Raw genomic sequence first — 22323 nt, 5'->3', positions numbered from 1 at the left:
AATGCGTGACGTAATGACACATTCTACGCCCGGGGCCAGGGGTAGGTATTTCCCTACAAGGCGGCGCGCAGTTCACCTGCTGTGTGAAAAGTTCGTTGGCGATAGGATTGCTGCATGTGGCGCGGGACACTGGCTCCGCCGGCAGGAATGCTGGCTAGGACCATCACCCAAGCCACAAGGAGCGTTGCAATGAAGTCATTTACCGTAGTCCTGAAGTCCCTGCTACTGGCGTTGTTGTTGTCCTCGAATGCGTACGCGCTTGAGAAGGTCGATATCAACACCGCGTCTGCTGAGGAATTGGACAAGGTGCTGACGAATGTCGGGCGATCAAAAGCCGAGGCAATCGTTGAGCACCGTCAGGCAAACGGTCCCTTCAAAAGTGCCGAGGAACTGGCACTGGTCAAGGGCATCGGACTCAAGACGGTCGAACGGAATCGTGACCTGATCGAAGTAGGAGCCACGATGGCTCCTGCCAAGGGGGCGGCGGTGAAACCGGTGGGACGGCGTTAAGGGGAAGGGATCCGAGATACGGTTCGACGCGAGGATGCGTGGCCGCAACCTAACTGGACAGGATGTCCGGGGGATGGCTGGAAGCCGACAAGGACGTGGAATCGCCCGGTGTTGCACTTGGATGTGCAGCCGGGCGTTTTTCGTTTCAGGACGCGTTGATTCGATCTCATCGCAGCGCTGTTCCTGATGGGCAACGCCTTGCTTTGCGCTGACAACGGCCCGCACCCGCATGCTTCGGCAAGTTGATGCATTGACGCACGGACATCGCAATGTCCTGAGATCCTGAGATCCTGAGATCCTGAGATCCTGAGATCCTGAGATCCTGAGATCCTGAGATCCTGAGATCCCGACATCCCGACATCCCGACATCCCGACATCCCGACATCCCGACATCCCGTTGAGCGTCGCGTGATGCAGCGAGGTCGATGCAGACCGTTATTCTCTAAGTGCTCGATGTGCCGGGGGCTCGAAACGCAAGGGCGGCTCGAGATGCCTGGTTTGCGTACGTCTGCGGATACCGCACGGGTGCAGCAGGGCTTGGGCGGCGGGCTTCGGGCACAATGCGCAGATGCAGCTGACAGACCTGAGCAGCCGGGTGATTCCGGCCACCGAGTACCGCCGCGAGCGGTGGCGCAATCAATTGGGTTGGACACGCGAGATTCTGCGGCTCGGGGAATCCGAGGCCTGGGCATTGCGGCTGTCGATTGCCGAGATCGAACAGGACGCCGCGTTTTCCGCATTCCCGGGGATCGACCGCGAATTGGTGCTGCTGCATGGAAACGGCATGCGTCTGCAGTTTGGCGACGGTGAGCTTGATCCCGGCGATGGTGCTGCGCGTGCTGATGGCCTGATCACAGATACACCTACTGATGACGGTGATACTGGCGCACGCTTCGCTGGCGCCGCCCGTGTCGTCGAATTGCTGCCGCCCTACCAGCGTGTCCGATTCGCTGGCGAAGAGACGGTCGGTGCGAGCTTGCTCGATGGGCCGACGCAGGACTTCAATCTGATGTGGCGCCGCGATCTGCTGCATACCGAGCTGCTGCATCGCCCTTTGGTCGGCACCATGCTGTTCTTTGCGGATCCGGGCAGCGCCTGGGTCATCCACCTGTTGGCGGGCCAGGCCAGCTTTGGGCGCGACAGTGGCCTACCGCCCCTGGCTGCGGGCGACACCGCATGGCTGAGTGCATCGACGCGGACCCGTTACGTGCTCGATGGCGGCGGCGAGTTGTTGGCGATCCGGGTGAGTCCGCTTGCTGGGATCCACGATTAGCTGATCCGGACAGCCAACAGTGTTCTTTCGTGCATTGAACGGTAGAGATGCAAGTGCAAGTGCAAGTAAAAGCGCAGCCAGTGAACCGGGTAGTTAGCAATTCGGATTGATACGTGTCACGTGCACTGTCTGCGTCGAGGAATTAAAGAGGCTGACAACAAGTAGCGAACACTCGTCTGGTGGGTGTGAACGGCGCGCAGGGACTGGAGTGTGAGTGGCACACACCGATGCCGAGCAACGGCTGCGGCCGTCTGGCAGCTGCACAGTCGTTTTGTAAGCTGCTCTTAGCGAACTCGCAGAACTGCAGCAACGTGCCGAAGCGTGTCGATGCAGAGCAAGGTTGCCGACAAACAAGCGTTGCTGCATACAGGATTTGGATGCCATGTCTGCCTGCCCACGATCGCCACGTGATGGCAGCGCTCCCCGCTGCCAAGCTGCGATCGTCAGCTTGCGCGCTTGCTGTTCAATACACGTCGCGACGGTAGCGGCCGCTGTGGAGTAGTTCTTGCCTGACCTCAGTGCCCAGCAGGGTGTCGAGCGTGCGGTCCACTTCGGGTGCCATGCCGCGCAGGCTGCCGCAGAGGTAGATGCAGGCGCCGCGGTCGATCCACTGCCGCAGGCGATCGCTCGCAGCGGCCAATGCATGTTGTACGTAGCGCACCGAGGTGTTGTGGTCGCGCGAGTACACCAGGTCCAGATGCGCGATCCAGCCCTCTTGTTGCCACTGCTGCAGTTCGTCGGCATACAGCGCGTCGTGCGCGGCATTGCGTTCGCCAAAGATCAGCCAGTTGTCGAGCGCACCGGCCGCGATGCGTGCGCGGAGATGGGCGCGCAAGCCGGCGATGCCGGTGCCATTGCCGATCAGCAGCATGGGCTGCGCGGGTGCGGGTGGGTGGAACCCTGGATTGCTGCGCAGGCGCAAGGCAATTTGCGCGCCGATGGGAGCATGCACGCACAGCCAGCCGCTGCCGATCCCAAGATGCCCGTCGGCATGCTGGTGTTCGCGGATCAGCAGTTCGGCGTGGCCTTCTTCGCTGATCGATGCGAGCGAGTATTCGCGATGTGGCAGCGCGATCAGGCTATACGCCAAGGCGGTCGCATCCGATGACGCCAAGACGTCTATCTCTGCATCGGTCGGCAGGTGCGAGCGGCCAAGCCAGTCGCGCAGCGTACGACCGTCGATGATGTCCGAGCCATCGCGTCGATGACGCTGCAACCAGGCGTCGACACTCTCCGGTGCGTTCTGCGGCGCGACCTCGGCGATGTCGCCAGCACGCCATGGCGGCAGCGGGCCATCGATGGGCGTGAGGCGGAGCCGATGGATCGGTGCGCCGGCACTGCCTGGATTGACGTGGACGCGCTCGCGCATCTGCCAGGCCGTGTAGGTCGGCACGCTCCAGTCTGGCTGCTCGGCAAGTGCAGGTGCCAATGCCGACAGACGTTGCTGCCATTGCTGCAATGCGCGCGGGTCGGCATTGTCGACCTCGATGCGCTCGAACAGGCGGGTGCCGCCGCGCGCGTGCAGATGGTCATCGAGATGGCGGCCGAACGCGCAAAATTGCGTGTACCGACGATCGCCGAGCGCCAGCACCGCGTACTGCACGGCGGCCAGATCCTGTCCGCTGTCGGCGAGCCAGTGACGCTCCGCAGCCTGTGCGTGATCCGGTGCATCGCCTTCGCCGGTGGTGCTGACGATGCATAGCAAACGCGGCACGCGCGCGAGCTGCTCAGCAACCACTGCCTCCAGCGGGAGTGCGTAGGCACCGATCCCTGCCGCTTGCAAGGCTGCAGCGCTGCGCTCGGCCAGTTCGCGTGCGAATCCGGTCTGGCTTGCCCACACGATCAGCATGCCGCTGCTGTTGCCGTGCAACGTGTTGGCACGTGCGCGGCGGCGCAGCAAGACCGCCGCGCACAGCACAGCGTAAGCGGCCATCCCGACGGCCGCCCATTGCAAGCGATGTGGTGTCGGTGCGCTCCACCAGGCACCGTCATGCAGGCTGGCAAGCCATCCGATAAGCGTCGCCAGGGCGAGCAGCAGTGCCCCGTTACCCATCCACACGCGTGGGCTTGCGGCGCTCATGACGCCGCCAGATGCTTCGCGAAGGCCGGGCTCATCGCTTCATGCAAGCTGCCATCGTGTCGCGTCAGAAAGCGCACTGCCAGATCGGTCTTGGCGGCATAGGCAAGCCCTGCATCGGTCCCGAGCACGGTCATCGCGGTGGCCCAGGCATCGGCCTGCATGGCATCGCGCGCGAGCACGGTGACGGCGGCAGGCGCATGCGGAATCGGCGCTCCAGTGCGTGGATCGAAGGTGTGCGCGTAGCGCATGCCGTCGGCATCGAAGCGGTGCCAGCGATCGCCCGATGTGGCGACTGCCAAGCCATCCAGCGTGAGCACACGTGCCGGCAATGTGGCGCCGGCGTCTTCGTCGGGTGCGGATTCGACCAGCACACGCCACGCGCTGCCATCGGGTTTGCATCCATAGCCGAACAATTCGCCGCCAACGTCGATCAAGGCGCTGGCGATGTCGGCCTGTCGCAATGCGTGCTGCACGCAGTCCACCCCGAAGCCTTTTGCGATGCCGGATAGATCCAGTGCGACGGCGCCGGGTTGCAGCACCCGCTGGCCATCCAGAGCCAGGCATTGCCAGCCACAGCGCAGGCTGGCCAGCGCGATCTGTTCGGGCGAGGGCACACGGCGTCGGCCGCCGGAGGCGCCAAAGCCCCACAGTTCGACCATCGGCCCGACCGTGGGGTCGAACGCGCCGTCGCTGGCCTGCGCGATCTGCAGCGCGGTGCGCAGCACGGTGAAAAAGTCATCGGGCAATGCCTGCCACTGACCGGCCGCGGCACGGTTGTAGCGGCTGATATCCGAGTCCGCTTCCCAGGTGCTCATTTGCGCGACCACGCGATCGAGCGCTGCCTGGATACGCGCATGCAGGGGATGCAGGTCGCGCGCACGCGGCGCCACCAGCTTGACGCTCCAGGTGGTGCCCATGCTGCGCCCGCCCAGGGAGGCAACGGCGTCATCTGCGGAAGAAACTGGGTGCATGCGTGGACCGGTCGAGCAGGTGCTGCCTGAGGCAGCCATGGTGACGCGCGAGCGTGCGGTTTGCATCACGCGGTGTGATGTTTGAAACAGTGAGGGATGCGCCGATTCGACGCTGCAGCACATATCGCAAACACCGCAAATACCGCACATACCGCACAGGCGGCAGGCGGTACACGCCGAACGGCATGTGCCGCTTCCACATCGGCGCTGCATCGCCACTGCGTTAGTCGCAAGGTCAACGCAGTGGCGGGCATGCGGCGATTACTGCGGCAACACTTCCAGCGTTGCCACGTAGCCCAGGCGCCGTTGTTTGGCCTGCGGCAGCGAGGTCTTGCTGTCTTCGCTGGTGGTTTCCAGCCAGTACATGCCCGCTTCCGGCCAGGTCACGCTGAAGCCGCCCTTGGCGTCGGTCTTGAGCTTGATCTCGTTCTGCGCATCGCGATAGCGCGTGCCGCCACGCACGATCTCGATCTCCAGCCCTGCTGCCGGCTTGCCATCGAGCTGCAGGGTGAACTGCGCCGCTTCACCGGCGACCAGGTCGTTGGGGTGGGTCACCGGCACCAGCTCGATGCCCTTGCCGCTGGGTTTGAACGCGGTGGTGGTCGGTGCGCCGCGGGTCACAAAGGTTTCCACGCGGTTGAGCGATTGCGACACCTGCAGCTCCTTCGCGTCTTTCGGCACTTCGGTGGCAAAGCTTGCCTCGTTGCCGCGCCAGCGCTTGGGCTTGCCGTCTTCCTTCCAGCTGGCGAACAGGCCGGCGTTGACGATGCTGAGCTTGTAGGTGCCGGGCTGAGTGAGCTGCAGATCGAACACGCTGCGGTACTTGCCGGTGGCCGGGTTTTCCGGCTTGAGCGCGCTGCCATCGGGCGCAGTGATGCTCAGGTTATCCAGGCGCAGCGGCACGTGATTGAAGTAGAACAAGTCGTTGGACACCGCCGCATCGACGGTGATCCACGGCGCTTCGCCGGCCAGGACGGTTTGCGATGGCAGCAGCCAGGCCTTGTGGGCGAACGCGCTGACGGGAAGTGCGGCCAGCAGGGCGATCAGGACATGCGAACGTTTCATGACAACTCCTTGAAGAGCGATAAGGCGGGTGGGTCACGTGTCTGATCAGCGCACTGCGGCGCTGCGTGGATGCGTGGGTAACGAAGGTCGATAGGCGTCTGCGCCACGTAGCGCGCGCGTCATGGAGACGGATGCATGCACGGCGGCACCGCATCCGCGCCCATCTGCATCAGGGCTTGGCGGTCAGGCTCACCGCGCCGAGTTCGCTGCTGCCGCTGGCCTTGGCAGACTGCGCCGAGGAGGCCGGCCAGGTGAAAGGCACCTTGACCAACTCGCGGCCACCGACTTCGCGCGCAGCTTCCACCACCAGGGTGTACTGGCCGGCCGGCAGCGACTTCAGCGCGCCCTTGGTGTCGGTGAACGACAGCGCATGCGCGCCGGCAGGCCGGGTGGGGCCGGTCACGCCATCGACCGGCACCTCCAGCGTGCGGCCGCTCTTGCGCCACCACTGGCGCAGATCCGGCAGCCATTTGGTGCCGTGGCCTTCGGCGGTGTCCTTGGATTGGTACCAGACCGCCAGATTGGCGGCGACCTTCTGGTCTGCGCCTTCCAGCCAGATCGCCACGTACGGGCGGTGGTATTCGGCGACATTGAGCTTGGGGATTTCGACGTTGATGTCGAGCGTGGCCGCATACGCCGGCATGGCGAGCAGGCCGCTCAGAGCGATGGTCAGGGTGGCGCGCATGATCGTCTCCGGTGAGTAAGGTCAGTGGATCAACAGCAAGGCAAGCAGCAGCGGAATCAGCAGGCCCAGGCCGACCAGCGGCCAGGTCATGCTGCGCTGACGCGCATGCAGGTGCAGCAGGAACAGGCCGGTGATGCAGAACACCAGGCAGGCGATGGCGAACACGTCGATGAACCAGCCCCAGGCCGGCCCGGCGTTGCGGCCTTTGTGCAGATCGTTGAGATAGGCGATCCAGCCACGCGTGGTGCGTTCGTATTCGATTGCGCCGGTGCTGCGGTCCAGGCTTAGCCAGGCATCGCCACCGGGGCGGGGCAGGGCGACATACACCTCGTCTGGCGACCACTCTGCGTTGCGGTTGCCGACGCTGATCTCCAGTTCGCGACCCAGCCACTGCGCCACGCGCGGCGGCAGCGGTGCATCGCCGTCCTGGCGCGCGCCCAAGGTCTTCAACAGCGCTGGCGGCAGGGTGAGCGTGCGTTGCTCGGTGGACGGGCTGGCTTCGATGCGCGCGGCGTGATTGAGGGTGAGCCCGGTAACCGTAAACAGCAGCATGCCGATCAGACACAGTGCCGAACTGATCCAGTGCCATTGATGCAGCATGCGCAGCCAGAATCCGCGGCGTTGCTGTGCAGTGGCGATGGTGTCGTTGGAAGCGGGCATGCCGATTTATGCCACGTCTGCGGGAACGGGCGGCTGCAGTTGCGATTGCCGCGCGGCCACATCGCTGAGCAAGGCGCGCAGGCGTGGCTGCGGTGCGTTGGCCAGCACGGGCGTGAGCTGACGCAGGAACCCGGCGTGCCCGCCGCCGATGGCGCGGCGCATCCAGTATTCGGCCTGATCGAGCGCGCCTTCATCGGCAAGCAACGTTGCATAGCTGGCCTGGCCGCGAAAATCACCCGCCTCTGCGGCGCGGCGATACCACTCGCGTGCAGCAAGCGGATTCGCCGTGCAGGCCAGGCCCTGGTCGAGATAGCGCGCCACAAAATTCATCGACTTGGCGTGACCACGTTCGGCCGCGGTGCGATACAGCGTCAAGGCGTGTGCCTGGTCCTGCGCCACGCCGCGCCCGGAGGCGTACAGATGCGCTAGGTTGTACATGCCCCATTCCAGGCCGTGCTCGGCGGCGCGGCGATACCACAACGCAGCCAGCACCTCGTTGATGGCAGTGCCAAAGCCCAGTTCGTGGCAGCGGCCCAGTTGATTCATCGCTTCCGGATGCCCGGCATTGGCGGCCACTTCGTACCACAGCATCGCCATGGCCGGATCGGCGGCAATGCCGCGGCCTTCGGCATACAGCTGTGCGAGCAGCAGTTGTGCAGTCACATCCTGACCGGCGGCGGCCTTGCGCAGCAACGCGACTGCCTGGCTAGGCTGCGTCTGCAGCAGTGCAATCAGCAGGGCTGGGTCAATCGCAGGCTCAGACATCGGCCCACTGCCGCAGCAGGTTGTGATACACGCCGGTGAGCTGGATCAACGACGGATGCCCGGGTGTGTCCTGGGTCAAACGACGGATCGACACATCCAGTTCGAACAACAGGCGGCGCTGCGCATCGTCGCGCAGCATGCTTTGGATCCAGAAGAACGAGGCGACACGCGTGCCGCGCGTTACCGGCATTACTTTATGCAGGCTGGTGCCGGGGTAGATCACCAGGTGCCCGGCCGGTAGCTTCACCGACTGCGTGCCGAAGGTATCTTCGATCACCAGCTCGCCACCGTCGTAACTGTCCGGGTCGCTGAGGAACAGCGTGCAAGAGACATCGGTGCGGATCGGCTCGGCACCGCCGCGGCTGCGGTCGTAACGCACCGCGTTGTCGACGTGATACCCGAACGACTGTCCGCCGCTGTAGCGATTGAACAACGGCGTATAGATCCGACGCGGCAGCACCGCCGAAAAGAACGTGCTGCTGCGGGAGAGCGCCTCCAGCACCAGTGCGCTAGCCTCGCGCGCTGCGGCGCTGTCCTCGGGCAACTGCGCGTTGTCCTTGGCCTGCGCCGATTGATGGCCAGCGGTAATGCGGCCGTCTGCCCAGTCGGCCGCGTCCAGCCGCGCGCGCAACTCGCTGAGCTGCACGGGCGTCAAGACATCGGGAATGGGCAGCAGCATGCGGCGCTCTCCACGCCGTCCGCAGGGTGCGGGCGGCGTTCCGGAAGGTTAGAAACTGAAGGTAGCGTTCAACACCGCCGAGCGGCCATCGCCCGGCAACGCCCAACCACTGCCGGCGGTGACGGTACCCGCGGCGTTGACGGTGAGGTTGTTGCGGATGCTGGTGTAGTACTCCTTGTCGAACAGGTTGTTGACGTTCAACTGCAGGCTGAGCCAGTCGTTGACGCGCAGGCCGACCATCGCACGGTGCACCCAGTACGCGTCGGTCTTGCGGTAGACCGCGGTCGAGGTGTTGTTCGGGTAGAAGCTGCCCTGGTAATTGACGCCGTAGCCGAAGGTCCACTGGTTGAGCGCGTAGGTGGTCCACAGATTGCCGGCATTGCGCGGGGTCTGCACCAGTTCGCGCCCGGCAATCGGGTCGCCAGTGAGGCTGGCGGTACGGTTGGACACGCTCTGCAGCACTTCGCTGTCCAGGAAAGTGTAGTTGGCGAAGACCGACCAGCGCTCGGTCAGGTAGCCGGCCGCGCCCAACGCGATGCCGTCCACGCGCGCCTTGCCGTCGAGCACCTGCTCGGGAATCAGCGGGTCGCCGCTGTTGACCTTGTAGTTTTCGCGCTCGTTGCGGAACACCGCAGCGGTCAGCGCCAGGCGCTCGTTCAACACGTCCCACTTGCCGCCCAGCTCGATGTTGACCGCACTTTCCGGCTCAACATTGCAGTTGGCGCCGGCGGTGGCGGTGGCGATCGGCGTGCACGAGCCGTTGACCGACGCCTTGGACGGGGTCTTGCTGTTGGCGTAGGACAGATACAGGCTGGCGTTGTCGACCGGCTTGAATACCAGGCCGGCGCGGTAGGAGAACAAGTCGTCCTTGCTGCCCGCCGGGAAGCCCGGGGTCACGCCGGTGACGCCGCCGGTGGCATTGACGGTGTAGGTGGTGGTGTCGCCTTCGTTGTGTTCGTAACGGCCGCCCAGGTTGAGCATCCATTGCTCGTTGAACTGCAGCGTGTCGAACAGGTACACCGCCTGATTGGTCAGGCTGCCCTTGCTACGGCCGGTGCGGAAATAGTTCTGCGGGCCGGTCCAGATGTTGTACGGGTTGTCGAAGGTCTGCAGCGGGTAGGTGATGCCGGTGGTGGAGCCGTCGGCATTGCGAAAGATGCTGCCGCTATCGAGTTCGAAGTCTTCCTTGCTGAAGGCCACGCCGGCGACCACGCGGTGCTCGATGGCGCCGGTGTGCAGTGTGGCGGTCAGGTCGGTCTGGCTATGCGCGATGAAGTTTTCGGTGTCGCGCACCAGCCCGCGCGGGCCGCTGTTGGGACTCCAGGTGGACGGCGGCTGGCCGACGCAGGCGCGGCCGGTGTAGGCGTTGGTGTTGTTGGGCAGGCACCAGGTGCCTTCCGGCGCGGTGGCCGAGGTGGTCTGATCCACGCGCTGCAGACGCGCCAGGCTGCGCAGCTTGACGTTGTCGTCGAAGTCCATTTCCAGCACGCCGGTCAGCATGTCCACGTCGATCTCCTGACGCGACACATTGCGATAGCCGTAATAGGTTTCGCGGTCCACGCCCGGCAGCGGGCCATCGTTGAACGGGCTGAGCGCGAACGGCACGCCGTACTGCGGCAGGTTGTTGTCGTGCTGGTGCAGGTAGCTCAGCGTGAAGCGCGTATCCGAACCCAGGCCGAAGGCGATCGACGGCGCAAAGCCCCAGCGATGGCGGAATTCTTCATCGCGGCCCGGCACATCCTGGGTGTGACCCATGGCGTTCAAGCGCACGGCGGTGCCGTTTTCGAAGTCGTAGTTGCTGTCGACCGTGAGGCGGCCATAACGGTCGCTGCCGCCGCCGATCAGCACATTGGTGAAGTCGCCTTGACCTGCGGCCTTGGTCACCAGGTTGATGTTGCCGCCGACCGAACCGGCGCCGGACATCGCCGAGTTGGCGCCGTTGATCAGCTCCACGGACTCGAGGTTGAAGGTGTCGCTGCGGCTGTACTGCGCGCTGTCGCGCACGCCATCGGTGGTGATGTCGCTGCTGGCAGTGAAGCCGCGCAGGTTGATGCTGTCGCCATACCCGCCGCCGCCTTCGCCCGCGCCAAAGGTGATGCCGGGCAGCGTGCTCAGCACATCGCGCAGCGACAGCAGATTCTGCTGGTCCATGGTCTGCTTGGTGACAACCGTGATGGTCTGCGGGGTGTCGCGCAGCGCTTCGGTGTACTTGGGCGAGGACGGCTTTTGCGCACGTTCCTGCTGCACCCGGATGGCATCCAGATCCACCGCACCCGGAGGCGCCGGCGCATCGCCAGGCTGGGCGAACGCGGGAGCGGACAGGGTCAACAGCACGGCCGAAGTGAGCGGGGAAATCCTGGGAGTCATGTGACGTCTCGAAAAGGAAAGCGGTGCTCCGGCCTGGCGATGGCTCGGCGGATGCGGAAGGGTGTGCGTGGGTCGCTAGCCCGTGGCGCCCGGCTGGCGTCCACCGCACGCGCCGCCGCACCGCGCTGGAAAGCGCAGGCGAGCAAAACGCAGATCGGAGGTGTCGGACAGTGCAGGGCGCATGGGATCGCTGGGCAGGTCAGATGTTAAGAAGACCTGAAGGGCTGCGATCTTAAATGCAAATCATTCTTCTTTGCAATCTTTGCCGACCGGAGGCGCACGTCGGCAAACACGCGGCGGCCTCCAGCGTGAAAAATATGCGTTGGTAGCTGCCGCGCTAGCGGTCGTCGCGGGTCCAGATGCCGTCGTGCTCGCGCTTGACCGGGAACTTGGGCACGGCGGTGTAGGCGGGGGCGCACAACGGGCGGCCATCGCGGATATCGAAGCGGGCGCTGTGCAACAGGCATTCGATGGTGCCGGCGACCGGGTCGAAGCTGCCGGGCGACAGCTCGTAATCTTCGTGGCTGCAGCGGTCTTCCAACGCGTACAACTCGCCGTCGAGATTGAACACCACGATCGGCGCGTCGGTGACGGTATCCCACGCTGTCTGCAGTTCGCCGGGTAGCAGCGCGTCGCTTGCGCAGACGAAGGTCCAGGTCTCGCTCACGGCGCGGCGCCGTTCAGCGATTTTTCCAGCACTTCGAAGCGTAGATCCTGCCGCAGTGGCACGCCGAAGCGTTCGTCGCCATACGGGAATGGCTTGAGGAGGCCAGTGCGGCGATAGCCGCGCCGTTCGTAGAAGGCGATGAGTTCGTTGCGCACATCGATCACGGTCATGCGCATCACCGGCAGCTTCCACTCGGCGTCCACGATGCGTTCGGCTTCGGCCAGCAGCGTCTTGCCGATGCCGCTGCCTTGCAGCGACGGGTCCACCGCAAACATACCGAAATACCCTGCGCCGTCGTCGTCGGCGATATGCGCGCACGCCAGCAGGCGCCCATCCTGTTCGACCAGCAATACCAGGCTGCGCTCGCGCAGGATGTCCTGACGCAGCACGGCCGGGTCGATGCGGGCACCGTCGAGAATGTCTGCCTCGGTCGTCCACCCCACGCGACTGCTGTCACCGCGATAGGCCGAAGTCACCAACTGGACAAGGGCGTCGATGTCATCGACGGTGGCAGTGCGGAATGTGGTGGTCTGCATGAGGGCGGGGATTTGGGAGTGGGGATTGGGGATTCGTAACAGCGAAGCGAAGTCTGGCGTTTTTAAATTCTTACGTGAATAGTCGTGAACAGGAGAGCGATGGAAGTCCGCCGTCACTCGATGACATGCTTTTGCGATTCCCGATTCCCGATTCCCGATTCCCGTTCCAATCAGCCCAGTAGGCGACGCACCTTCACCAGCGCGGCGACAAAACGCTCAATCTCGTCATGCGTGTTGTAGAACGCCAGCGATGCGCGACAGGTTGCGGCAACGCCGTAGAACTGCAGCAGCGGGTGCGCGCAGTGCTGGCCGGAGCGCACTGCCACGCCTTCCAGATCGAGCAGGGTGGCAAGGTCGTGCGAATGCGCACCGTCGATCAGGAACGACACCACCGCGGCTTTGTCGGGCGTGGTGCCGAAGATGCGCAGGCCATCGATCCGCTGCAGCTCTTCGGTGAAGTGCACCAGCAGCTCGGCTTCGCGCGCTTCCACGTGCTCCAGGCCGATCGACTCCAGATAATCCACCGCCGCGCCCAGGCCGATGAAGCCGGCGATGTTGGGCGTGCCGGCTTCGAACTTGTGCGGGGCATCGTTGTACACGGTGCCTTCGAAGCTGACTTCCTTGATCATTTCGCCACCGCCCAGAAACGGCGGCATGGACTGCAGATGTTCGCGGCGCGCCCACAGCGCGCCGGTGCCGGTGGGCCCGCACATCTTGTGGCCGGTGATGGCGTAGAAATCGCAGCCGATCGCGGCCACGTCGATGCGCCGATGCGGTGCGGCCTGCGAGCCGTCCACCATGGTGACGATGCCGCGCTTGCGCGCGTCGCGGCAGATCTCGCGCACCGGGTTGACCGTGCCCAGCACGTTGGACACATGGGTGATCGCCAGCAGTTTGACGTCCGGCGTCATCGCCTTGCGCAAGGCATCCAGATCCAGCGCGCCCTCGGGGGTGATCTCGGCTACGCGGATGCTGGCACCGGTGCGCTGGGCCACCAGCTGCCACGGCACAATGTTGGCGTGGTGCTCCATGCGCGTGATCAGGATGACATCGCCTGGCCCCAGACGCGGCAATGCCCACGAATACGCCACCAGATTGATCGCAAAGGTGGTGCCGCTGCACAGCACCAGCTCGTCGGCGCGCACATTGAGAAAGCGCGCGAGTTTGCTGCGTGCGCCTTCGAAGGCATCCGTGGCTTCGCTGCCCAGCGCATGCACTGCGCGGCTGACGTTGGCGTTCTGGCGCCGATAGAACTCGTCGGTCGCGGCGATCACCTGCAGCGGCTTTTGTCCGGTGTTGGCGTTGTCGAAATAGATCAGCGGCTTGCCATGCACCTGCCGCATCAGCAGCGGGAAATCCGAACGGACGCGCTCCCAATCCGGGGCGCTGCCCTGAGTGACGGCAGGTGCATTCATGCCACGCCCGCCGAATTCAGGGCGCGGTCCAGCTGCAGGGCCAGCACGGCGCTCAACGCAGCTGGCAGGACCCGCAACGGCTCGTGGCAGAACGCCGCGCTCAACAGACGCTGCGCCTCCGCTTGCGGCAGGCCGCGCGAGCGCAGATAGAACAAGGCGTTATCATCGAGCTGACCGACAGTGGCGCCATGCGCTGCCTGCACTTCGTCGGCGTCGATCACCAGCACCGGCTGGGTATCGATTTCGGCATTGGAAGAGAGCAGCAGATTCTTGTTGGACAGCCGTGCGTCGGTGCCATCGGCGCCCTGGCGGATATGGATGCCGCCATGGAACACCACACGGCTGCGGTCCGCACCGACGCCGCGCCAGACCAGCTCGCAGGCGGTGTCGCGGGCAATGTGTTCGATGCCCAGGCGCGTATCGACATGGCGGCGACCATTGCCCAACAGCACGCCATTGGCGGTGAGCTGGGCGTTGCTGCCTTCCAGACGCACGTTGAGTTCGTGCCGCGACAGGCCGGCGCCCAGTTCCAGATCCACGCGCTGGTAGCGCGCATTGCGTGCCAGCACGGCATCGGTGCGCAGCAGTGCGGTGGCGTGCGCGCTATCGGCCTGCACCCGGGCATGCGACAACACCGCGTCCTGGCCCAGATGGACATGCATCACGCTGTTGTCCAGATGCGCCGCATCGCCGACATGCAGATGATGCTCGACCACATTGAGCGCTGCGCCGGCACGGACTTCGATCAGATGCCGGTAATGCCAGGACAGATCGTGCTCGCTGGCCACGCTGACAAAGACGATATGCAGTGGCAGTTCGATCTGCGCGCCGTCTTGCACGCGCACCAGCACGCCTTCGTCGGCCAGCGCGGCATTAAGGCGCGCAAAGATCTCGTCGCTGCCTTCGAACCGGCGGCCGAGCAAGTGCTTTGCGTCATCGCCTGCGGCCAGTGCGGCAGACAAGGTGTCCAGCTGCACGCCGTCCGGCAACGTCGAGACATCGCTCAGCGCTGCGGAAGGACGCCCGTTGACGAACACCAGCCGCGGCGCGGGGATGTCGTCCAGTACGGCGGCATCGAGCAACGTTGGCACCAGCGGTGCCGGCTGAAAACTGCGCCGTTCCAGCTGACGCAACGAGGTGTATTTCCACGCTTCGGCGCGCGGACCGGGCAGGCCGGTCTGCAGCGCTGCGTCGAGCTCGGCGCGGCGCGCATCGTCGCCACTGAAGCCGCGGGCCAGGGAGTCGAGCAGGGCGCTCATCAGGCAGCAACCTCTGGCACCACACGATCCTTCAGGAAGTGGTAACCGTGTTTTTCCAGCTCCAGCGCCAGTTCCGGGCCGCCACTCTGCACGATGCGTCCTTCGAACAGCACATGCACCACGTCCGGCTTGATGTAGTCGAGCAGGCGCTGGTAATGGGTGATCACCAGGAACGAACGCTCCGGCGAACGCAGCGCGTTGACGCCGTCGGCCACGCTCTTGAGCGCATCGATATCCAGGCCGGAGTCGGTTTCATCCAGGATGGCGAGCTTGGGTTCGAGCACGGCCAGCTGGAAGATCTCGTTGCGCTTCTTCTCGCCGCCGGAAAAGCCCTCGTTGACGCCACGATGCAGCAGCTCGTCCTTCAAATGCAGCACCGCCAGCTTCTGCCGCACCAGCTTGAGGAACTGCATCGAATCCAGCTCCTCTTCGCCACGCGCCTTGCGCTGTGCATTGAGCGCGGCGCGCAGGAAATAGGTGTTGTTGACGCCGGGGATTTCCACCGGGTACTGGAACGCCAGGAACAGGCCGGCGGCGGCGCGTTCTTCCGGCGGCAGGTCGAGCAGGTTCTTGCCTTCGAACTGCACGCTGCCTTCGTTGACTTCGTAGCCATCACGGCCGGCCAGCACGTTGCCCAGCGTGGACTTGCCCGCGCCATTGGGCCCCATCAGGGCGTGCACCTGGCCGGGCTGGATATCCAGCGACAGGCCTTTGAGAATGTCTTTGCCGGCGATGCTGGCGTGGAGGTTTTTAATGTTGAGCATGCTGATGGTCCGTCATAATTCTTATGTAGCCCCTCTCCCGCCGGGAGAGGGGTTGGGGTGAGGGTCGGCGCGAAGCGTCTCCTGGATTTGGGGGCGCGAGGTTTCGCCCGTATCCTCATCCGGCGCTGCGCGCCACCTTCTCCCGAAGGGAGAAGGAAAAAGGTGTCAGCCGACGCTGCCTTCCAGCGAGACTTCCAGCAGCTTCTTGGCTTCCACGGCGAACTCCATCGGCAGCTCGCGGAACACCTGCTTGCAGAAACCATCGACGATCAGCGACACCGCATCTTCCTGGCTGATGCCACGCGCGCGGCAATAGAACAGCTGGTCGTCGCTGATCTTGGAGGTGGTTGCCTCGTGCTCGACGGTGGCGCCGGGATTCTTCACCTCGATATAGGGGAAGGTGTGCGCGCCGCACTGCTTGCCGATCAACAGCGAATCGCACTGGGTGTAGTTACGCGCGCCATCGGCATTGCGATCCACCTTGACCAGGCCGCGATAGGTGTTCTGCCCGCGCCCGGCACTGATGCCCTTGCTGACGATCTTGCTCTTGGTGCGCTTGCCGATGTGGATCATCTTGGTGCCGGTGTCGGCCTGCTGACGATGATGGGTGAGTGCCACCGAATGGAACTCGCCCACCGAATCGTCGCCGAGCAGCACGCACGACGGATACTTCCAGGTGATCGCCGAGCCGGTTTCGACCTGGGTCCAGGTCACCTTGCTGCGGTCGCCACGGCATTCGGCACGCTTGGTGACGAAGTTGTAGATGCCGCCAACGCCGTTTTCATCGCCCGGGTACCAGTTTTGCACCGTCGAGTACTTGATCTCGGCGTCTTCCAGGGTCACCAGTTCCACCACCGCGGCATGCAGCTGGTTTTCATCGCGCATCGGCGCGGTGCAGCCTTCCAAATACGACACATAGGCCTTGTCTTCGCACACGATCAAGGTGCGCTCGAACTGGCCGGTATGGCCGGCATTGATGCGGAAATAGGTGCTCAGTTCCATCGGGCAACGCACGCCCTTGGGAATGAACACGAAGCTGCCGTCGGAGAACACCGCCGAGTTGAGCGCGGCGAAGTAGTTGTCGCCCACCGGCACCACGCTGCCCAGGTATTGCTTGACGATCTCCGGATGCTCTTTGATCGCCTCGGACATCGAGCAGAAGATCACGCCCTTTTCGGCCAGTTCCTTGCGGAAGGTAGTGCCGACCGAGACCGAATCGAACACCGCATCCACCGCAACGCCGGCCAGCCGCGCGCGCTCGTGCAACGGCACGCCGAGCTTGTCATAGGTGTCCAGCAGTTCCTTGGGCACATCGTCCAGCGAGGCGTACTTCGGGCCCTTGGGCGCGGAGTAGTAGCTCAATGCCTGGAAATCGATCGGCGCGATCTTGAGCTTGGCCCATTCGGGCATCGGCATTTTCAGCCAATGGCGGTAGGCCTCAAGACGCCAGTCGGTCATCCATTGCGGCTCGTCTTTCTTGGCCGACAACGCACGGATGGTGTCTTCGTCCAGACCGGGCGGGAGCGAATCGGATTCGATCTCGGTGATGAAGCCGGCGTCGTAGCGTCGGCCCAGCCGTTCGAGGATCTGCGCATTCTGCGGGGGAGCAAGTTCGGTGGCCATCGGGCTGCCTACAGGTCAGGTGGTCGCGACGCGTGCGGCGATGGAACGCCGACGGCTGTCGCCAGGGAGAGAGAGGGGCTGCAACATCTGCGCAAGCGTGACCCGACGCAATGCGTCGCCGACCACGTCATTGATCAGGCGCCAGTTGGAGCGCACGCCGCATGTCTGCGCGATGCCGCACTGGCTGTGGTCCTGGCTGCATTCGGTGATCGCCAACGGGCCTTCCATTGCCTCGACGATCTCCACCAGGGTGATCTGGCTGGCATCGCGCGCAAGCCGGTAACCGCCGTGCACACCGCGCAGGCCTTCCACCAGCCCGGCTTGCGACAACGGCTTGAGGATCTTGCTCACGGTCGGCGCTTCCAGGCCCGCCTGTTCGGCCAGTTCGCTGGCGCTGAGCACTTCACCGCTGCGCGCGGCAAGCACGGTCAGTACGACGGTGGCGTAATCGGTGAGTTTGGTGACGCGCAACATGGGCGAGCAGAAAACCTTAAAGCGGACCGAAATTGTACTCTTTCCGGCAGGGCGGGGCCAACCGCCCGGTTCAGCCGCCGGCAAGCGCAGGGCGTTGCGGGCGGTGGTGCGCTTGTGCTTGGCGCACGGACGCGCTGCGGTCACAATGAGCGGCCCCATCACTGGACCCTTACATGTCGCGCAAAGTTGCCGCCCGCAAGTCACGTATCCACGGCAATGGCATGTTCGCCCTCGCCCCGCTCCGCAAGGGCGAGCGCATCATTCAGTACAAAGGGCGCCTGCGCACGCACGCCGAAGTGGATGCCGACGACACCGGCGACGTGGAAAGCGGCCACACCTTCCTGTTTACGCTCAGCGACGATTACGTGCTGGATGCCAACTACGAAGGCAATGTCGCGCGCTGGATCAACCACAGCTGCAATCCCAATTGCGAAGCGGTGATCGAAGAAGCCGAAGGCGACGACCGCAGCAAGGACAAGATCTTCATCGAGGCCAAGCGCGCCATCAAGGCCGGCGCCGAGCTGACCTACAACTACGGCATCACCCTCAGCGAGCGCCACACGCCGCGTCTGAAGAAGATCTGGGAATGCCGGTGCGGCTCCAAGAACTGCACGGGCACGATGCTGCAGCCCAAGCGCTGAGTCTGGCGAAGCGCACTGCGCGCTGACGCGACGCATACATCGGTTCACGGGTGCGCAACAGCGCGCTGCCTACGGTGCGGGCTTCTTTTATCGAGGAGCTCCCACATGGCGTATTCGCTCTCCGGCAAGACCATTGCGGTCCTGGCCACCGATGGCTTCGAGCAATCCGAACTGACAGAACCCAAGCGCCTGCTGGAATCGTGGGGCGCCAAAGTCGATGTGATCGCACCTGGCGATGGCGCAACGATCCGCGCCTGGAAGCACACCGATTGGGGCGATTCGGTTGCGGTCGACCGGTCTCTTGAGCAAGCAACGCCTGAAACCTACGACGCACTGGTGCTGCCCGGTGGCGTGCTCAATCCCGACACACTGCGCACGGATCAGCAGGCGATTGCCTTCATTCGTGGATTCGCAACGGCGCACAAGCCGGTGGCGGCCATCTGCCATGGGCCGTGGTTGTTGCTGGAAAGCGATCTGGTGCGCGACCGCAACGTCACCTCGTGGCCGTCGGTCAAAACCGATCTGACCAACGCCGGCGCGCGCTGGCAGGATGCCGAAGTGGTGGTCGATGGTCCGTTGATCACCAGCCGCAAGCCCGACGACATTCCGGCATTCAGTGCTGCGGTGGCCACGGCCCTGTCTGCGTAAGGCGCGTTAGCCGCTATTTGTCACTTGCTTCAGTGAACACGGCCCGGCGCTGCTGCGTCGGGCCGTTGCGTGATGGCCGTTGTGCGCGTCGTCCCCACCTAATGCGGGCTGTTTTCGCTCAGGGTGAAGATAACGGTGCGGACTTACTTCCCCGACAGCGCCGCCGCCGGCACCATCTGCTCGATGTTCTGATTGAAGTTGACCGCCACGCGACCGTTCTGGATGCCCACCGACTCCACCTGCACGGCGCCCATCACTGCGGCAATCGACGGGTCGATGCGATAGATGGGTTCCTTGCGCGCGTAATCGGCCAGCCAGGTGTTGAGCAGCTGACGGGTGCTGTGGTCGAGCTTTGCGCCGGAATTGGCCGGGCGGAAATCGTCGATGCTGGGCTGGTCGAGATAGAAGCCTTGTTTGGCGACGTCGTAACGCAGCGCGCTGGTCAGGGTTATATTGCCCACCGGAGCCGGCGCACCGCCGGCAGTGGCCACGGCCAGATCGAACGCCATCTTGAGCCGGTCGCCCGGCGGCAGCGACAGCGCGGGGTTGCTGACCGTCATTGCGATCAATCCGCCGAGCGTGTCGTGCGTTTGCGGGAAGCGGCCGCCCAGATACTGCTGCAGGTCGCTGGCCTGCACGCTGATCTGATGTCCCTGGATCTGCGGCGCCGCCCAGGCGCTGCCAACGGGGAGCGCCAAGGCGAGGGCAAGCACGGATCCGGCAAGCGAACGCAGTTTCATCGGGTGACTCCGGCAATAGGTGACACAACCTTAGTCAGCACTGGTGAACCACGGGTTAGCGCAGTACCGGTTGCAGCGTGGCGGAGTAGATTTCCCAGCTGTCGCTGCCGGCGCGCGGTTGCAAGCGATAGGCGCCGACCAGCTGCTGCGTGCCCGCACCCGTGCGTACGACGATGCGCACCGGCACTTCGATGCGCCGCGGCGGATGTTCCTGATCCAGCGGCACCGGCGGGTCGTTGTTGATGCGCATCGAGCGAATATCGCCGATGCCGCGCAGCGCCGCGTCGTCCGGCACCGGCGATGGACGTCCGCCGGTCCACAGCGCATCGGCATCGGCGCGCGCGGCACCGGGCAACGCACCCAGATAACGCTGCACGGTGGCGCTTGCTTCGGCCAGGTCGGCGCGCGTTTGCGCATCGTCGGGGGCTTCGGACGCAGGCGACATGGGTACGCCTTGGGTAGTCACCGCAGCGGAGTCTGTCGCCGCAGTGGCTTTAGGCGAGCTTGTGGTCGCAACAGCTTGCTGATCTGTGCTGCGATGACAGCTGCAGCCTGCGAGTGCGGCTACCGATAAAGCAATGACGATCCAACGCATGGCGGCTCTCCATCCCCGAGGCGCGCAGTGTAGCGGGCGTATGCGGTGCGGAGCAGCGCTCAGGCGCCGGGTTGGACGCGTTGCAGGCGATCGAGCAGTAGTTGCAGCTTGGGCCGTAATGCATCCAGCGCATCGCTGGGTTGCGCGCGTGGACGGGCGGCCAGGTCTTCCAGCAATTGCGAGCCGACGGTCAGTGCGGCGCATTCGTCGCTGCTCAGATCGCGGCGCAGGTGCAACTCTTCGAGCAGGCGCATCCAGTCGGCGCGGGAGCGCTGTTCGAACTCGATGGTGCAGCGGTCGTCGCACGGTCGCCCGTCGTTCTCGATGGGCGTGACCGTAATGCGATAGCGTTTTCGGGGCATGGTGGTCGCGTCACTCCTGGGCTGCCTCCACCATAGGGGTAGGCTGCCGCGCGCTCGATAGCGCAGGCCATGACGCAGTGTTCCAGCATGCTCAGTCGGCAGGCGGTGGCGTGGTTTTACGCAGCAGCGGCAGCGGATCGTACGCACCGTTGCGCCCATAGACACCATAGTGCAGGTGTGGCGGCGTGCCGCGCGCGTTGCCGGTGGTACCGACCATGCCCAGTGCGGTACCGGGCTCGACGACATCGCCAACGGCCAGTCCAGGTGTCCAGTCGTCCAGGTGCGCATAGTAGTGCCGCTCCATCGCCGGCCCGAGCACCCAGACCTGTTTTCCACCCAGCCCGGCGTCGCGAATGGCACTGACCACGCCGCGGGTGGCGGCGACCACAGGGGTGCCGCGTGGCGCGAAAATATCCACGCCGGCATGGCTGCGGTCGCGTCCGCGTGGTGCACCGAAGGTGTCGGCGATCTGGCGGGCACGGACGTTTTCCACTGGAATCTGCAGGGCCTGCGGCGGCGGCATCCGTGACAGCTCCCAGGTGGTGCGCAGGCGTTCGCCCATCGGCGACTGCCAGGCCCAGCGCGCGGCCACGCCCAACGCGCACAGCAGGGCAATCGAAACCAGCAGGCGACGCACACGTCGGGCGGGGCTGCGGGTTGATGGCGCGGTCATGGACACTCTCTGTTGCGAACTCACCAACAGGGTAGACGGGCTGCCATGACTGCGATGTGGTGTGTCGACACGCATCGCCAACAAGACGCGGGAAAAGCGCAAAAAAAAGACGGCCCGCAGGCCGTCTCGATGACACCGGATGCGTGCTCGATTAGAGCGCGGCGTCCTTCAGCTTCTTCAGCAAGCGTGCCTTGACCTTGAGGCTGGCGGGCTTGGCGGGGAAGGTCTGCTCTTCCTTGGTGAAAGGGTTGATCCCTTTACGCTTCGGCTTGGCCGGCACGTGCACGGCGGTCAGCTTCAACATGCCCGGAAGAGTGAACGAGCCAGCGCCCTTCTTGTTGAGCGAGGAGTGTGCGGTGGCTTCCAGCGATGCCAGCACGGCGCGGACGTCCTTCGGAGCCAGCTGGGTGGATTCGGCGATGTGCGCGACCAGGCCGGTCTTGCTCAGGGCTTCCTTGATCGGCTTCGGTGTGGCGGTCTTGGTCGCGGCCTTGGCCGGCTTTGCGGTCTTGGTAGCGGCGACCTTTTTCACTGCCTTCTTGGGGGCAGCCTTCTTAGCGGCGGTTTTTGCCATGAGGTATTCGTTCCGTATTCGTTGGTGGTGTTGGGTCTGCCGACCCAGTCGGCAACGCGAAATGTAGGGCAACTGCTGCGCGCCGCCAATAGGCAAACGATGAAACAACACAAAAAAGCGTCTTTCGACGGGGATTCGTTCACCAGCGGCGCAAAATGCGCGTAAAAACCAGTGCGGAACGCGTGCAGCGCGCAGGCATGTGCCGTATCTGACGCAGAGCAGCAGGTCGTTGCGCAAGGCTGCGGTCGTAATGCGTATGCCAAAAGACTCTGCATTGCGCCATCCGCTCTGCTGCCA

Annotated in this window: 24 protein-coding genes and 1 other RNA gene; 4 read left to right on the top strand and 21 right to left on the bottom strand. The window is 64.4% G+C overall.

Translation table 11 applies throughout. The annotated features are described in order from the left end of the window. Window positions 1-147: 147 nt before the first annotated feature. Window positions 148-510: a ComEA family DNA-binding protein gene (locus ABQU90_RS07585; RefSeq protein WP_323521430.1), complete on the top strand. Its 363-nt coding sequence runs from the start codon at window positions 148-150 to the stop codon at window positions 508-510. Between the two features lie 568 nt (window positions 511-1078). Further along, window positions 1079-1783 carry a HutD/Ves family protein gene (locus ABQU90_RS07580; protein ID WP_323521318.1) on the top strand — a complete coding sequence of 235 codons (705 nt, stop codon included), beginning with the start codon at window positions 1079-1081 and terminating at the stop codon, window positions 1781-1783. Window positions 1784-1932: 149 nt separating this feature from the next. Here ABQU90_RS07580 and ABQU90_RS07575 read toward each other — a convergent pair. The 16 genes from ABQU90_RS07575 to ABQU90_RS07500 all read right to left on the bottom strand — a co-directional run bounded on the left by ABQU90_RS07575 (window position 1933) and on the right by ABQU90_RS07500 (window position 17793). After that, window positions 1933-2006, bottom strand: a non-coding RNA gene (locus ABQU90_RS07575) — sX9 sRNA. Between the two features lie 240 nt (window positions 2007-2246). Further along, complete coding sequence (locus ABQU90_RS07570) at window positions 2247-3863, bottom strand: sulfite reductase subunit alpha (RefSeq protein WP_323521317.1); 1617 nt, start codon at window positions 3861-3863, stop codon at window positions 2247-2249. After that, a complete protein-coding gene (locus ABQU90_RS07565) occupies window positions 3860-4834 on the bottom strand; it encodes an FAD:protein FMN transferase (protein ID WP_323521316.1) in 975 nt (324 codons plus the stop codon). The genes ABQU90_RS07570 and ABQU90_RS07565 overlap by 4 nt, the downstream gene beginning before the upstream one ends. Window positions 4835-5095: 261 nt before the next feature. Continuing rightward, a complete protein-coding gene (locus tag ABQU90_RS07560; protein ID WP_115528554.1) occupies window positions 5096-5899 on the bottom strand; it encodes a DUF4198 domain-containing protein in 804 nt (267 codons plus the stop codon). Between the two features lie 169 nt (window positions 5900-6068). Further along, window positions 6069-6584, bottom strand: coding sequence for a DUF2271 domain-containing protein (locus ABQU90_RS07555; protein ID WP_323521315.1), 516 nt, complete (start codon window positions 6582-6584; stop codon window positions 6069-6071). 21 nt (window positions 6585-6605) lie between these two features. Continuing rightward, the gene (locus ABQU90_RS07550) at window positions 6606-7244 is read right to left on the bottom strand and encodes a PepSY-associated TM helix domain-containing protein (protein WP_323521314.1); all 639 of its coding nucleotides are present in this window, start codon (window positions 7242-7244) and stop codon (window positions 6606-6608) included. 6 nt (window positions 7245-7250) lie between these two features. Beyond that, window positions 7251-8009, bottom strand: a complete 759-nt coding sequence (locus ABQU90_RS07545; protein WP_323521313.1) for a tetratricopeptide repeat protein — start codon at window positions 8007-8009, stop codon at window positions 7251-7253. Then, a complete protein-coding gene (locus ABQU90_RS07540; protein WP_323521312.1) occupies window positions 8002-8688 on the bottom strand; it encodes a Fe2+-dependent dioxygenase in 687 nt (228 codons plus the stop codon). The genes ABQU90_RS07545 and ABQU90_RS07540 overlap by 8 nt, the downstream gene beginning before the upstream one ends. Before the next feature lie 48 nt (window positions 8689-8736). Then, a complete protein-coding gene (locus tag ABQU90_RS07535; protein ID WP_323521311.1) occupies window positions 8737-11055 on the bottom strand; it encodes a TonB-dependent receptor in 2319 nt (772 codons plus the stop codon). A 337-nt stretch (window positions 11056-11392) separates the two neighbouring features. Continuing rightward, window positions 11393-11722, bottom strand: a complete 330-nt coding sequence (locus ABQU90_RS07530; protein WP_323521310.1) for a non-heme iron oxygenase ferredoxin subunit — start codon at window positions 11720-11722, stop codon at window positions 11393-11395. Continuing rightward, the gene (locus ABQU90_RS07525; protein ID WP_323521429.1) at window positions 11719-12258 is read right to left on the bottom strand and encodes a GNAT family N-acetyltransferase; all 540 of its coding nucleotides are present in this window, start codon (window positions 12256-12258) and stop codon (window positions 11719-11721) included. Before ABQU90_RS07525 ends, ABQU90_RS07530 begins: the two co-directional genes overlap by 4 nt. A 170-nt stretch (window positions 12259-12428) precedes the next feature. Next, entirely contained in the window at window positions 12429-13673 is a 1245-nt protein-coding gene (locus tag ABQU90_RS07520; RefSeq protein ID WP_323521309.1) for a cysteine desulfurase, read from the bottom strand. After that, the gene (sufD, locus tag ABQU90_RS07515; protein WP_323521308.1) at window positions 13670-14932 is read right to left on the bottom strand and encodes a Fe-S cluster assembly protein SufD; all 1263 of its coding nucleotides are present in this window, start codon (window positions 14930-14932) and stop codon (window positions 13670-13672) included. Before sufD ends, ABQU90_RS07520 begins: the two co-directional genes overlap by 4 nt. Further along, window positions 14932-15696 (bottom strand): Fe-S cluster assembly ATPase SufC, encoded by a 765-nt coding sequence (sufC, locus tag ABQU90_RS07510; RefSeq protein ID WP_323521307.1) that lies wholly within the window; start codon window positions 15694-15696, stop codon window positions 14932-14934. The genes sufD and sufC overlap by 1 nt, the downstream gene beginning before the upstream one ends. Window positions 15697-15861: 165 nt before the next feature. Beyond that, on the bottom strand, window positions 15862-17319 hold the full coding sequence (sufB, locus tag ABQU90_RS07505; RefSeq protein ID WP_055849652.1) for a Fe-S cluster assembly protein SufB: 1458 nt from the start codon (window positions 17317-17319) through the stop codon (window positions 15862-15864). Window positions 17320-17334: 15 nt separating this feature from the next. Beyond that, on the bottom strand, window positions 17335-17793 hold the full coding sequence (locus ABQU90_RS07500; RefSeq protein WP_115513484.1) for an SUF system Fe-S cluster assembly regulator: 459 nt from the start codon (window positions 17791-17793) through the stop codon (window positions 17335-17337). Between the two features lie 173 nt (window positions 17794-17966). Between ABQU90_RS07500 and ABQU90_RS07495 the strand changes: the two genes are divergently transcribed. Next, the gene (locus tag ABQU90_RS07495; RefSeq protein ID WP_055849656.1) at window positions 17967-18434 is read left to right on the top strand and encodes an SET domain-containing protein; all 468 of its coding nucleotides are present in this window, start codon (window positions 17967-17969) and stop codon (window positions 18432-18434) included. A 105-nt stretch (window positions 18435-18539) separates the two neighbouring features. After that, the gene (locus ABQU90_RS07490) at window positions 18540-19082 is read left to right on the top strand and encodes a type 1 glutamine amidotransferase domain-containing protein (protein ID WP_323521306.1); all 543 of its coding nucleotides are present in this window, start codon (window positions 18540-18542) and stop codon (window positions 19080-19082) included. Window positions 19083-19225: 143 nt separating this feature from the next. Here the strand turns inward: ABQU90_RS07490 and ABQU90_RS07485 are convergent, their stop codons facing one another. From ABQU90_RS07485 to ABQU90_RS07465, 5 genes are all read right to left on the bottom strand, one after another. After that, a complete protein-coding gene (locus tag ABQU90_RS07485) occupies window positions 19226-19822 on the bottom strand; it encodes a DUF1439 domain-containing protein (RefSeq protein ID WP_323521305.1) in 597 nt (198 codons plus the stop codon). A gap of 55 nt (window positions 19823-19877) precedes the next feature. Continuing rightward, window positions 19878-20267, bottom strand: a complete 390-nt coding sequence (locus ABQU90_RS07480; protein WP_323515246.1) for a hypothetical protein — start codon at window positions 20265-20267, stop codon at window positions 19878-19880. A gap of 209 nt (window positions 20268-20476) precedes the next feature. Continuing rightward, complete coding sequence (locus tag ABQU90_RS07475; RefSeq protein WP_055849666.1) at window positions 20477-20779, bottom strand: DUF3861 family protein; 303 nt, start codon at window positions 20777-20779, stop codon at window positions 20477-20479. 91 nt (window positions 20780-20870) lie between these two features. Next, window positions 20871-21452 (bottom strand): M23 family metallopeptidase, encoded by a 582-nt coding sequence (locus ABQU90_RS07470; protein WP_323521304.1) that lies wholly within the window; start codon window positions 21450-21452, stop codon window positions 20871-20873. A 151-nt stretch (window positions 21453-21603) separates the two neighbouring features. Continuing rightward, window positions 21604-22026, bottom strand: a complete 423-nt coding sequence (locus ABQU90_RS07465; protein WP_323521428.1) for an HU family DNA-binding protein — start codon at window positions 22024-22026, stop codon at window positions 21604-21606. Window positions 22027-22323: the final 297 nt, after the last annotated feature.

Source organism: Xanthomonas sp. WHRI 10207, assembly GCF_040202975.1.
In the GTDB taxonomy this organism is placed as follows: Bacteria; Pseudomonadota; Gammaproteobacteria; order Xanthomonadales; family Xanthomonadaceae; genus Xanthomonas.
The sequence above is the reverse complement of the archived record's forward strand: the minus strand, read 5'-3'. Positions and strand labels throughout refer to the sequence as shown.